This is a genomic window from Desulfovibrio diazotrophicus (assembly GCF_902498985.2).
Classification (GTDB): Bacteria; Desulfobacterota; Desulfovibrionia; order Desulfovibrionales; family Desulfovibrionaceae; genus Desulfovibrio; species Desulfovibrio legallii.
Genome location: NZ_OX346397.1, coordinates 2,414,293 through 2,427,167 on the forward strand (window position 1 = coordinate 2,414,293; position 12,875 = coordinate 2,427,167).

Annotated in this window: 9 protein-coding genes; 3 read left to right on the forward strand and 6 right to left on the reverse strand. The window is 66.2% G+C overall.

Annotated elements, in window-relative coordinates:
- Positions 1-85: 85 nt before the first annotated feature.
- Positions 86-1,750 (reverse strand): FmdE family protein, encoded by a 1,665-nt coding sequence (locus J7I12_RS10425; RefSeq protein WP_130958000.1) that lies wholly within the window; start codon positions 1,748-1,750, stop codon positions 86-88.
- Positions 1,751-1,942: 192 nt separating this feature from the next.
- Between J7I12_RS10425 and J7I12_RS10430 the strand changes: the two genes are divergently transcribed.
- The 3 genes from J7I12_RS10430 (at position 1,943) to J7I12_RS10440 (ending at position 7,125) form a co-directional block, all read left to right on the forward strand.
- Positions 1,943-3,229, forward strand: coding sequence for a phenylacetate--CoA ligase family protein (locus J7I12_RS10430; RefSeq protein WP_288907915.1), 1,287 nt, complete (start codon positions 1,943-1,945; stop codon positions 3,227-3,229).
- Between the two features lie 168 nt (positions 3,230-3,397).
- Positions 3,398-4,093, forward strand: a complete 696-nt coding sequence (locus J7I12_RS10435) for an acyltransferase (protein ID WP_118229717.1) — start codon at positions 3,398-3,400, stop codon at positions 4,091-4,093.
- Positions 4,094-4,113: 20 nt separating this feature from the next.
- Positions 4,114-7,125, forward strand: a complete 3,012-nt coding sequence (locus tag J7I12_RS10440; RefSeq protein ID WP_302548413.1) for a DEAD/DEAH box helicase — start codon at positions 4,114-4,116, stop codon at positions 7,123-7,125.
- A gap of 290 nt (positions 7,126-7,415) precedes the next feature.
- On the opposite strand, the gene tsaB is transcribed toward J7I12_RS10440, so the two are convergent.
- From tsaB to uppS, 5 genes are all read right to left on the reverse strand, one after another.
- Entirely contained in the window at positions 7,416-8,261 is an 846-nt protein-coding gene (tsaB, locus tag J7I12_RS10445) for a tRNA (adenosine(37)-N6)-threonylcarbamoyltransferase complex dimerization subunit type 1 TsaB (RefSeq protein WP_302548406.1), read from the reverse strand.
- The gene (locus tag J7I12_RS10450) at positions 8,258-9,427 is read right to left on the reverse strand and encodes a M50 family metallopeptidase (RefSeq protein WP_302548407.1); all 1,170 of its coding nucleotides are present in this window, start codon (positions 9,425-9,427) and stop codon (positions 8,258-8,260) included. The genes tsaB and J7I12_RS10450 overlap by 4 nt, the downstream gene beginning before the upstream one ends.
- On the reverse strand, positions 9,421-10,752 hold the full coding sequence (gene dxr, locus J7I12_RS10455) for a 1-deoxy-D-xylulose-5-phosphate reductoisomerase (protein WP_118229714.1): 1,332 nt from the start codon (positions 10,750-10,752) through the stop codon (positions 9,421-9,423). Before dxr ends, J7I12_RS10450 begins: the two co-directional genes overlap by 7 nt.
- Positions 10,753-11,295: 543 nt before the next feature.
- Positions 11,296-12,117: a phosphatidate cytidylyltransferase gene (locus J7I12_RS10460; RefSeq protein ID WP_302548408.1), complete on the reverse strand. Its 822-nt coding sequence runs from the start codon at positions 12,115-12,117 to the stop codon at positions 11,296-11,298.
- Positions 12,107-12,829, reverse strand: coding sequence for an undecaprenyl pyrophosphate synthase (gene uppS / locus J7I12_RS10465; RefSeq protein ID WP_288908081.1), 723 nt, complete (start codon positions 12,827-12,829; stop codon positions 12,107-12,109). Before uppS ends, J7I12_RS10460 begins: the two co-directional genes overlap by 11 nt.
- Between the last annotated feature and the right edge of the window lie 46 nt (positions 12,830-12,875).

Consider the following 12,875-nt stretch of genomic DNA (forward strand, 5'->3'; position numbering starts at 1 on the left):
CGGCACATTGCTGCTTTCAGGAATAAAAGCGGACAGCTGCGGTGGCCGAAGCCCCCGCGGCCATCCGCTCCCAGGGGAATTCCGTTTATTTGCCGAACCAGCACTTGGGCCAGGTGCAGGTGTGACAGGCAAGGCAGTAGCCGCCTTCGCCCAGGCGCGCGGCTTCGGCGCGGGTGAGGGAGCGCCCGGCCAGCAGGCGCGGCAGCATGAGGTCCAGAAAGGTGGTTTTGTAGTACAGGGCGCAGGCGGGCACGCCCATGACCTGCATGTCGGGGCCTGCGTCGTCGGCGGGGATGCGCCCCACCATGCTCATGGTGCCCGGCAGTACGGGCACGCCGTGAAGCATGTCGGTGAGGCCCGCTTCCAGCAGGGCCTGGCGGGTCACGTCGTCCGGATCTACGGAAAGGCCGCCGGTGGTGACCAGCAAATCGGCCCCGGCGGCGCGCATGGCCTTTACAGCGGCGCGCATGGCGGCTTTGTCGTCAGGTACAATCTCTGTGCGGACCACACTGCAGCCCAGCATGTTTACCTTGGCGGTAATGACGGGAATGAATTTGTCCTCAATAATGCCCTGAAAGACTTCGGTGCCGGTGACCAGAATGCCCACGCGGGCCTTGCGCAGGGGCAGCACACGGAAGAGCGGCCCGCCCTCCAGGGCTTCCAGGGCCTGAGCGCGCCGCTCCGGAGTGATGTAGAGGGGGATGGCCCGCGTACCCGCCAGAGGGCCGCCGGACTTGACCACGGTGGCGTCCTGGCGGGAGGCGGCCATGACTTCCGGCACCAGATTGAAACGGTAGAGGCGCTCCACATCCACGCAGAACAGACCGTCGCGCTGGGCGGTAAAGTCGACCTTGCCCTCGCGCGGGGGCAGCTCATAGGTCACGCCCTCGCCGGCCATGCGGCGGGCAAAGGCTTCGGCGGCGTCGTTTTCATGAATCGGGGCGCTGTGCCCCTGGGGGGCTTCTTCCGGGGTGACGGCCACGTTAAAGCGGCCCATCTGCTGCAGGCGGCAGATATCCCCCACACTGATGCGCTGTCCGGCTTTGAATTCTGGCCCTTTGAACTGGCCGGGCACAATGCGGGTCATGTCGTGGGCCAGGGTTCGTCCCACGGCTTCCTCCACAGGCAGGACGCGCTGCGCGGGCTGCGGCGCGGCGTCGTCGGGCCGGGGCAGTTCGCGCCGGGCCAGCACATAGGGGGCTTCGCCCTGGCAGCCCCGGCAGACGGGCCCGTCCTCCGCCGGGTAGGCCTCGCCGCAGAGCGGACAGCAGACAATGCGGCTCATGTGCTTGTGGCCCACGAAGCGGCGCTTGACTGTCACCGGCTCCAGCCTGCAGATGCTTTCGCCGGCGGTTTCGATTTCACGCTCCAGGCGGGGTACGTCCTGGTCGCGCTTGGGCTTCTCCTTCAGGAACCAGCCGCGGATTTCGGGGTACTGGTCCAGCGTGGCGGGGTCTATGCTCACGCGCACGCCTTCTCCGGTGTGCTTGTCAAACAGGGACACGGCATAGCGCCCAAGGTTGTGGATTTTCAGCCGGTTGTTGCCTGTGCTGCAGACGGTGAGCAACTGTACGGCGTCGGGCAGGCATTTGCCCGATTCCACTACGGCTTCAAACAGCGTGCCCGGCGGCAGGTGCCGTTTGGCCAGTTCTACCATATAGCCGCCCACCAGCAGGCCGGGGGCCGCGTAACCGTGAAAATTTTCGGCCAGACGGCGGAATTCCTCAAACGTATAGGCGCCTATATTCATATCTTCTCCATAGTTCAAGACAAGTATCCCTATGTTACGCGCAATCGTGATAAAAAGCCAGTTTGCGCAAAAAAGTACCTGACCGCGCGCCGGACGCGGAGCCGGGGGAATGGGCAGGCACGGCTGCTTGCTTCCAGGCCCAAAAACGCGCACAATGCGGCCCAGCATTTTTGCAGCAGGAGGGCCGTTCCGGTGGGCAAGCCGTACCGCTTTATTCCCCAGTTGAGCTTTGAGGAAATCCGCAAAAAGCAGACCGAAGGGCTGCGCTATACCCTGCGGCAGGCTTTCAAAAGCCCGCAGTACCGCACGCGCCTTGCGGCCTGCGGCCTCGCGCCCGATACCCCCCTGACGCTGGAAGACCTGCCGCGCCTGCCCACCGTGGATGTGGACGACCTGCGTGCGGGCTATCCTTTGCCCTTGCTTTGTGTGCCGCCCGAAGAGGTGGTGCGCATCCACGCCTCCAGCGGCACCACGGGCAAGCGCAAAATTCTGGCCTACACAGCCAGAGATGTGGACATGTTCAGCCTGCAGATCGCCCGCTGTTTTGAGCTGGCGGGCTTTACCCCGCAGGACCGCATGCAGCTGGCCGTGGGCTACGGCCTGTGGACGGCAGGCGCGGGCTTTCAGGCCGGCAGCGAACGCCTGGGCATGCTCACCGTGCCTGTGGGGCCGGGCAACCTGGAGATGCATTTGCAGCTTTTGCAGGATATGGGGGCAACGGGCTTTACGGCCACGGCCTCCATGGCCCTTTTGCTGGCAGAAGAGGTGGAACGCGCGGGCATCCGTAAAAATATCCGTCTGCGCCGCATGGTCTGCGGTTCCGAGGCGCACAGCGTCAAGATGCGCACGGCCATTGTGGACAAGCTGGGCTTGGAGGGCTGTTTTGACATCGCCGGCATGACTGAAATGTACGGCCCGGGCACGGCCATTGACTGCGACGCCCACGAGGGCCTGCACTACTGGGCGGACCTTTTTATCATTGAAGTGGTGGACCCGGCCACGCTCCAGCCCGTACCGGAAGGGCAGGTGGGCGAAATGGTGGTCACCAGCCTGTGCAAAGAAGCCGCCCCCCTGCTGCGCTACCGCACTCACGACCTTTGCCGCCTGCTGCCCCGGTCTTGCTCCTGCGGGCTTTCCATGCCCATGCACGACCGTATTCTGGGCCGCTCGGACGATATGCTCATCTACCGGGGCGTCAATATTTACCCCGGTCAGATCATGGAGGTCATCAGCCAGTTCCACGAACTGGGCGGCGAGTATCAGGTGGAGCTGGTGCGCGATGAACGCGCCCTGGACCACATGACCCTGACCGTGGAGCGCGGCCAGGGCCAGACCGGCGGCAATGACGCGGCCCTGGCCCAGGCGCTGGAAACCCGTCTGCACAAGGCCCTGCTGGCCAGGGTGAGCGTGTGCGTCACGGACTACGCCAGCCTGCCGCGCACCTTCAGCAAGTCCAAGCGCGTCATCGACAAGCGCTGAAGGCCGCAACCGGCAATCTTTGCGCCGGCCGCATCCGGTCCGCCGTGCACACGGCGTTGACGGGCTGCGCCGGGTGCAAGCCCGCTCCCGACCGCACCGGGCGCGGGCACATCCTCCTTTCGGGGGCGTGGGGTCTCTCCACGCCCCTTGCCAAACCGGAAGACCGCCATGGATTTTTTGCGCAAAGCTCTGGAACGGGGCCTCAGCCCCGCCAATATCATCAGTTACCTGAGTCTGCAGGCCCTGCGCTGCGGCGGGCTGGCCTGGGGCACCCTGCGGCTGCGCTGCAAGGCGCGGCTTCTGGGCGTGACCCTGGGGCCGGGAGTGACGGCCCACGGCCCGGTGGGCCTCATGCGCTGGCCCGGCAGCGAAATCCGCATCGGGGCCGGAGTCAGCATTATTTCGTCCTGGCGACGGGCCACGGCGGCCACCCTGGCCGCGCCCACCAGACTCCGGACCTTTGGGCCGGGCGCGCGCATCCATATAGGGGAAGGCGCGCAGCTGAGCGGCACGTCCGTCACGGCGCGCTCGCAAACCATCCATATCGGTCGGCAGGCGCTGCTGGGGCCCAACTGCATCATTGTGGACGCGGATTTTCACGCGCCCTGGCCGCCCGAAGCCCGCGCCACGGAGCCTGGCCTGGAGCGCGACGCGCCCGTGTTCATCGGCGACTACGCCTGGCTGGGCCTGAACTGCATTGTGCTCAAGGGCGTGCGCATTGGCGAAGGCGCGCTGGTGGGCGCGGGCAGCGTGGTCAGCCGTGACGTGCCGCCCTATTGCCTGGCTGCGGGCGCGCCCGCCCGCGTGCTGCGCCGCCTGGGGCCGGAGGACGCTGCGGCGCGGGATGCCGCCGCGCGGAGCTGACCGTGTCTGTGGCCGACTATATGGCCGCCCTGCTGGCCTCGCCCACCCTGGGCGCACAGGTGACCTGCCACCGCCTGCTGCCCGCCGTGCCGGCAGTTTATGCGCCCACGCGCCTGCCTTGGCCCGCAGCCATCGCCAAACTGCTGGCGGAGCGCGGCCTTGGCGGGCTATACAGCCATCAGGCCCTGGCTACAGACCATCTGCGCGCCGGGCATTCCATTGTGGCGGCCACGCCCACGGCCAGCGGCAAAAGTCTGATCTACAACCTGCCCGTGCTGGAGCGCTGCCTGGCGGACCCCGACGCCCGCGCCCTGTACCTGTTTCCGCTCAAGGCCCTGGCCCAGGACCAGCTGGCCGGCTTTAACGCCCTGGCCGCCGCCTGGCCGCCCGAAGTCCGCCCCAGGGCCGCTCTGTACGACGGCGACACCAGCGACTACGCCCGGCGCAAAATCCGGCGCGACCCGCCCGCCGTGCTCATCAGCAATCCAGAAATGCTCCACCTGGGCATTTTGCCCCACCACGAGCAGTGGGCGGCTTTTCTGGCCGGGCTGAGCTTTGTGGTGGTGGACGAGGCCCACACCTACCGGGGCGTGTTTGGCGCGCACATGGCCCAGGTTTTTCGGCGGCTCAACCGTCTGGCCGAGCGCTACGGGGCGCGGCCCGTGTACGCGCTCTGCACGGCTACGGTGGGCAATCCCGGCGAACTGGCCGCCGCGCTCACGGGCACGGGCGGCGTACAAGGCGTGGGCGGTGCGCCGCCTGTGGTCATTGACCAGTCCGGCGCGCCCCAGGGGCCGCGCCATTTTGTGTTTCTCAATCCGGAGCAGAGCCCGGCCACAGCGGCCATCGGTTTGCTCAAGTCTGCTCTGGCCCGCGGCCTGCGCACCATTGTCTACTGCCGCTCCCGGCGCATGACTGAGCTCATCAGCCTCTGGGCCGGGCAATCCGGGGCCTTTGGCAAGCGCATTTCTGCCTACCGGGCGGGTTTTCTGCCGGAGGAGCGCCGTCGCATCGAGGCGCGCATGGCTTCCGGCGACCTGCTGGCCGTGGTCAGCACCAGCGCGCTGGAGCTGGGCATCGACATCGGCGGCCTGGACGTCTGCATTCTGGTGGGGTACCCCGGCACGGTCATGGCCACCCTGCAACGCGGGGGGCGGGTAGGCCGCGCGCAGCAGGAGTCGGCCGTCATCGTGGTGGCGGGCGAAGACGCCCTGGACCAGTATTTTGCCCGCAATCCGGAGGATTTTTTCAGCCGCCCGCCGGAAAAGGCCGTGGTCAACCCGGATAATGAAGTCATCCTGGCCCGGCATTTGGAATGCGCCGCCGCCGAACTGCCCCTGACCCTTGACGAAGACCTGCTGCGCGGCCCGGCGGCCCGGCAGGCGGCGCGCGACCTGCTGGGCCGGGGGCTTTTGTTGCGGACGGCGGACGGCAGCCAGCTGCTGGCGGCCCGCAAGCGCCCGCAACGCCTGGTGGACCTGCGCGGATCGGGCCAGACCTGCTGCATTGAGGATGAAGAAGGCAATGTCATCGGCACGGTGGACGGCTTCCGCGCCTGGCGCGAAACCCACCCCGGCGCGGTCTACCTGCACCACGGCCGCAGTTACGTTATTACCGAGCTGGATACGGCCCGCGGCCGGGTCCGGACCAGGCCGGAGAAAGTGACTTGGTTTACCCGCACGCGGGGGAACAAGACTACGGATATCCTGGAAGAAACAGAACGCCGCTCCCTGGGCCGGGTGCTGGTCTGCCGGGGGCGGCTGCGTATTACGGAGCGCATTACGGGCTACGAAAAACGCAGCACGTCAGGCAACCGGCTGCTGACCATCGTACCCCTGGACGCGCCACCGCAGGTTTTTGAAACTGAGGGCCTCTGGTATGTCTTTCCCGACGTGCTGCGCGCGTATCTGGAAGAGCGCTTTCTGCACTTTATGGGTTCCATCCACGCCCTGGAACACGCGGCTATTGGTTTGCTGCCCCTGCTGATCATGGCGGACCGCAACGATTTCGGCGGCATATCCACGCCCCTGCACCCGCAGTTGGGCCTGCCCGCGGTGTTTATTTATGATGGTCTGCCCGGCGGCGCCGGCCTCACCCGCCAGGCCTTTCCCGATGCGCGGCAATTGTTGGAAGCCACCTGCAAAACCGTGGCCGCCTGCCCTTGCGAGGACGGCTGCCCTTCTTGCGTGCATTCGCCCAAGTGCGGCTCCGGCAACCGGCCCATCAGCAAGCAGGGCGCGCTGGAGCTGTTGCGCCAGGCCCTGGCCCCCGGCGACGAGGGCGATCGGCTGGTCGCCTCCCTGCGGATAAGCCCGGCCCCGGACCGTCTTACGCCGGACGTTTTCGCCCCCACATCCCCGACAGCCGCCCCGGAGGTTCCCATGACCGCTCCTGCAGACTCCCTTGGCCCCCAAAGCTCCGCCGCCATAGCTGTGACGGATGCGCCTGCCGATTCCGGCCCGGTCCGGAGCGGCCCGCCCGCGCACTATGTGGTTTTTGACGTGGAAACCCGCCGCTCCGCAGCGGAGGTGGGCGGCTGGAACCGGGCCGACCGCATGGGTGTGAGCGTGGCCGTGGCTTATGACAGCGCGGCCGACGACTTTTTTACCTACCGGCAGGAGGAACTGCCGGACCTGTTTGCGCGCCTGCGCGCCGCCCACTTGGTCATCGGCTTCAACAGCCTGCGTTTTGACTACGCCGTGCTGCGGCCTTTTGCGCCCTTTGAGCTGCGCGGCCTGCCCAGTCTGGATTTGCTGCAGCGGGTGAACCAGTCCCTCAATTACCGGGTTTCGCTGGATAACCTGGGGCAGGCCACTCTGGGGGAGCCCAAGAGCGCCAACGGTCTGCTGGCCCTGCAATGGTGGAAGGAAGGCCGCCTGGAGGATATCGCCCGCTACTGCCGCAAGGACGTGGACATAACCCACCGGCTGTACCGTTACGGGCTGGAACAGGGCTATCTGCTCTTCCGCAACAAGGCCGGCGCAGCGGTACGGGTGCCCGTAGACTTTATGGCGCAGTCAACCGGTCACTGACGGCGGGTTTTATCCGGTTTTTCGGGGCGGGTCCTTGGGGGGCGCAAGCGTCCCCGAGAGCGCCTTTCCGCACAAAAATTTTTTCCGTTTCTCAGGGCAGAGTACCTTTGAGAACAGGCATTCAAAGGTTACGGCACGCGCGTTCCAGCGCTTAAGCGCGCCAATAAACAGCGGTATGGTCTTTATCCGTAGCCTTCTGCGTTGCAACGGCTGAAGCTGCGCTTGCGCCTCCACGGCGGGCGGCTGCTTACGCAACCGTCAGGGCATTGCAACGTTGCACTGCCCCAGTTTCAGATTTCGCTTTGCGGGGCACGGTCCAGCTTTTCTGCCAGGGAGGTTACGGCGGCGGCGGGGTCGAGGCCCAGGCGCGGGGCCAGGCCGGGGAGATTTTCCACGGCGTCGCAGGGGCGCACATAGAGGGGTTCCACGTCCTTGGCAAAGTAGTCGCCGTGGCGGGCCAGCAGGCGCAGGGCCGTTACGGAAGGACAGGTCAGGTCCGGCAGCGCGCTTACGGGCAAGCCGGGGGCGTCTGTGGCTGTTTGCAGGGCGTCGGCCAGGGGGGCGTTGCGGATAAGGCCGCTGCCACAGACCCAGACGCGGGGGGCGGGGTCCGTGCCGGGCGGCAGGGGTTCGGTACGGCTCTGGGCGATGCGTTGGGCGGCGGCCTCCGGTGTGCAGAGGTCCACAGGGCGCAGGGGCTGGGGCGGAATCAGCGGGCCGTAGCTGCGGTAGGGCTGGCAGTGCACCAGGTTGCGGCGGGCGTGGGTCAGCACCCAGATGGGCGCGCCGTAAAGCACGCCCCTATCCACAGCCAGGGTGGCGGCCAGGGCCTGCAGGTAGTCCAGGCCCGCCAGCCGCACCTGCCCCGTGCGGCGCAGGGCCGCGGCCGTGGCCAGCACCAGGCGGATGCCGGTAAAAGAGCCTGGCCCGCGCACGCAGGCCAGGCGGCGAAAATCCGCCAGGCGCAAATCCAGGGCGGCGCAGATATGGCGCAGGGCCGGGGCCAGAATTTCCGTGGCTCGTTCTGGGCGGCGCCATTCCTGGGCGCAGAGCAGGGTTTCGTCCTCCGTCACCACCATCTGCAGCGCGCCTTCGGCGGCGTTGAGGATGAGCTCCAGGCCGGTGCCCGTGGTCATGAGCCGCTCCCGAACCAGCCCGTGTTTTTAAGGATGCGCCAGACGTCGTTGTAGGTGGCCAGCAGCATGAGGGTCACCAGCAGGGCCAGACCAGCGCGCATGGCGTACTCCTGCACCTTGGAGCTGAGGGGGCGGCGGAAGAGCATTTCCCAGAGGCAGAAGAAAATCTGCCCGCCGTCCAGCACGGGGATGGGCAGCAGGTTGAGGATGCCCAGGTTGATGCTGATGAGCGCCGTAAGCGCCAGCAGCCCGGCCAGGCCCTGCTGCGCTTGCTGCCCCACCATCTGCATGATCATGATGGGGCCGCCCACCTGATCCAGGGGCACCACGCGCTCCACCAGTTTGACCAGGCTTTGCCAGGTCAGGGAAACCATTTCAGCGGTCTGGCTCAGGCCCGCGCTGGCCGCATCCAGAAAACTGTGCTCCACCAGGCGTACGCCGCCGGAATTGCGGATGCCGATGAGCCAGGCGGTTTCTTCTTCGCCAAAAATGGTTTTGCGGGTGGCGCGTTCCGGCGTCAGTTCCAGGCTGAGACGCATGCCGCCTGCGGCCATGTCTGGGCCGTCGGGCGCGGTTGCGGCTTCCGGAGCTGCGGGCGCAAGGTCGGGGGCCGTGTCCGGCCGCCGCACTTCCAGGTGCAGGGTGCGGCCGTCGCTCTGGTTGATGGCCTCGGCCATGACCTGCCAGCTGTCCACGGCCCGGCCGTCAATGGAAAGGATGGTGTCGCCGGGGGCCAGACCAGCCCGAGCGGCGGGGCTTTCCGCCACCACGCCGCCCACCTGCGGCAGAAGCACAGGCGTGCCCCAGCCCCAGGCCATAATCCAGCACAGAATCCAGGCCAGCAGCACGTTGGCCACAGGCCCTGCCGCCACCACCAGCAGCCGCTGCCAGGCCGGACGCAGGGCAAAACTTTCCTGCTCGGTAAAGCCGTCGGGAATCTCGTTGGCGTCGCTCTCGCCCACCAGAGCCACATAACCGCCCAGGGGGACAAGCGAAAGGGCGTATTCCGTCTTGCCCTTTTTATACTTGAGGATTTTGGGGCCGAAACCCAGAGAGAAGGTGGAAACCCCCATGCCCAGGCTTCTGGCCACGGCAAAGTGTCCCAATTCGTGAAAAAAGATCAGACCACCCAGAACGACGATCACAGCAATAACGGTTGTCAGCACAGGCATCCTCCGGGGCGGGCCAAGGCACGGACCCGCTCGCGGCTCAGGCGGTCCAGCTCTTCCAGCCGTGCCGCCAGGGTATGGGCCTCCCGCGTCAGGGCGGCAGGCGTGGACGCGCCGGGAGCGGATATGACCGCCTCTGGCGCGCAGAAAGATTCGTGTCCGGGGTGTTCGGCCTCGTGGGCCTGCAGCACGGCGGCAATGAGCCGGGGAATATCTGTAAAACCGCAGTTTCCGTGCAGAAACAGCTCCACCGCTGCCTCGTTGGCCGCGTTGAGCGCCACGCAGCGCCCGCCGCGCCCGGCCAACGCCCGCCGCGCCAGGTCCAGGCAGGGAAAGGCCGCCACATCAGGCCGCTCAAAGGTCAGCGGCGTGCGCGTCAGGTCCGGCGGCGGCACGTCTCCGGCTTCACAGCGCGGCCAGAGCAGGCAATGGGCAATGGGCAGGCGCATGTCCGGCGTGCCCAGCTGGGCCAGCTGGCCGCCGTCCCTGAACTGCACCAGCGAATGCACCACCGACTGCGGGTGCACCAGCACGTCGATGCGCTCCACCGGCGCTCCGTAAAGATGAAAGGCCTCGATGACCTCCAGCCCCTTGTTCATGAGCGTGGCCGAATCCACCGTGATCTTGGCCCCCATGCTCCAGTTGGGGTGCTTGAGGGCCTGCTCTGGCCGGACCTGGGCCAGCCGTTCGGCCGTCCAGCCGCGAAAAGGACCGCCCGAAGCCGTCAGAATGAGCCGGTCCACGTCCTGTCCGCGCCCAGCCAGGCACTGAAAAATGGCGTTGTGCTCCGAATCCACGGGCAGGATAACCGCGCCGCTGCCCGCGCAGACCCGCCGCAGCAGATCCCCGGCCAAAACCAGCGATTCCTTGTTGGCCAGGCAGATGACCTTGCCCGCCAGGGCCGCGGCCAGCGTGCCCGACAGCCCTGCGGCCCCCACCTGGGCCGAGAGCACGGCGTCTGCCTCGGGCAGGGCCGCCAAAGCGGCGTAGCCTTCGCGCCCGATCAGAATGTGCGGAGTGTAGTCCGTCGGCAACAGCGTTCGCAGCGCGTCCGCCGCCGCCGCGTCCAGCACCGCCAGGTATCCCGGCCGCCAGCGCACGGCCTGGGTTGCCAGCTTCTGCACATTGCGCGCGCACGAAAGCCCCACCACCCGCAGCAAGTCCGGATGCCGTTCCACCACCGCCAGGGCGCTGCCCCCGATGGAGCCCGTGGAGCCCAGCAAGACCAGCCGCCGCGGCCAAGCATCGCACCACGCCGCCGAAGGCGGGCCGGAAATGTAATCAACCTGCGGGCCGCCGCGGCCCGGCCAGAGTGTCGTCATAGGTTGCGTCCAGTGGGGCGGAGGGGATTTTGTGGGGGAGGGCCCCTTTTTGCAAAAGGGTCGCCTCCCCCACGCCCCCACCCCCTAAAATTTTTACTTCCTCAGGGCACGCCACAGACGTACCAGGGTACAGGATAGGCGGACGGGAATGCCCAGAGGGTCGCCCCGATCCCGACCGAACCAGAGCTCAAAAGGCGCGCCGCCAAGCCTGACGCCGTCCAAACCGCAAAAAGACGCCCGTGCCGTTTTCTCCCCTTCCTTTGGAAAAATTGCGAGATTTTTGTGGTTTGGCAAGGAAAACCGGTGGAGCGCCGCAGGGAGTATAGTCCACCTATATGACCAAGGCGCGCCACCGAGTTTGACGCAGTCCAAACCGCAAAAAGACGCCCGTGCCGTTTTCTCCCCTTCCTTTGGAAAAATTGCGAGATTTTTGTGGTTTGGCAAGGAAAACCGGTGGAGCGCCGCAGGGAGTATAGTCCACCTATATGACCAAGGCGCGCCACCGAGTTTGACGCAGTCCAAACCGCAAAAAGACGCAATTTTTTAGAAGAAGAAGAACCACTGATCCACCACCGCAAACATGGGCATGGCAAAAAGCAGACTGTCCGCCCTGTCCAGCATGCCGCCGTGGCCGGGCAGAATCTGGCCGGAATCTTTGACGTTGACCGAGCGCTTGAGGGCCGATTCAAACAAATCCCCCAACTGAGCAAAGGCATTGACCGCAATGCCCAGCAGGGCAAAGGAGAACCAGCCGGTTTTGCCGTAAATCTGGCCGTATATGGCACAAAAAAGCACACAGGCCGCCAGGCTGCCCACCGCGCCCTCGGAGCTTTTGTTGGGGCTCACACGGGGCCAGAGCTTGTGATGGCCGAAGCGCGTGCCCACAAAGTAGGCGGCGGTGTCTGAAATGGCCACGGCTGCGATGATAAAGATGAGCTTGGTGGTGGAAAGATAGGTGGCGGGCAGCAGCAACAGGGGCACATAGGCCAGTCCGGCCATAAAGATGCCGCTGGAGGCAAAGGCGTTTTCCTCCTCCACCACGTCCCAGCGGAACAAAAAGCTCATGGCGGCCAGCACAAAGCCCGCGCCCAGGCAGACCAGGGCGTCTTGCGGCCGGTGCAGCCAGGTCAGGCCCAGCATGCCCCAGCCCAGCGCTATGGCGCAGACGCGGCTGGAAATGCGGTCGCCGTGGCCCCAGAATAGGGAATAGAATTCCCACAGGCCCAGGGCCGAGGCCGCCAGAATGACTGCCAGCAGAGGCCAGCCCCTGTGCCAGAGCACCAGCAGCAGCACTGCGGCCAGGGCGAGCCCCGTGACAATGCGCCGAAAATCCATGGGATGACGAGAGGCGGGTTCAATGGGCATGGAGTTGCTCCTCTGTTTTGCCGAAGCGGCGCGAGCGGGCGGCGTAAGCCTGCAGGGCCGCGTGCAGTTCTTTGGCGTCAAAATCCGGCCAAAGCACGGGGGTAAAGTACAGTTCGCTGTAGGCGCACTGGTAGAGCAGGTAGTTGCTCAGACGCTGTTCGCCGCTGGTGCGGATCAGCAAGTCCGGGTCGGGCTGCCCCGCCGTGTAAAGACGGGCGGCGAGGCTCTGTTCGGTGACGTCTTCGGGCTTGGCCCCTTCGCGCAGAAAAGCCTGCACGGCGCGCACCAGTTCGCCCCGGCCTCCGTAGTTGAGGGCCAGGTTGAGGACCATGCCCTGCCCGGCCTCGGTGCGCCTGATGGCGTGGCGCAAGGCCGTGCGTTGGGGCACGGGCAGGCCGTCCAGATCGCCCAGCACGTTGAGAGCAATGCCTTTTTCCTCCATCAGCGGCACTTCTTTGCGCAGAAATTCCAGCAGAAGAGAAAACAGGGCGCTGATTTCGGTTTTGGGGCGGCTCCAGTTCTCGCTGGAAAAGGTGTACAGGGTCAGGTAGCCGATGCCCAGGGTGCGGCATTCCGTGACTACGGCGCGCACGGCTTCAGCCCCGGCCCGGTGCCCGGCTTCGCGGGGCAGGCCGCGCTGCTGGGCCCAGCGGCCGTTGCCGTCCATGATGATGGCCAGATGGCGGGGCAGATGTTCGCTTTTTTCAGTCATGGGCATACAGCCTGCGCGTTTGGGCCCGGCGTTTCTGCCGCGCCGG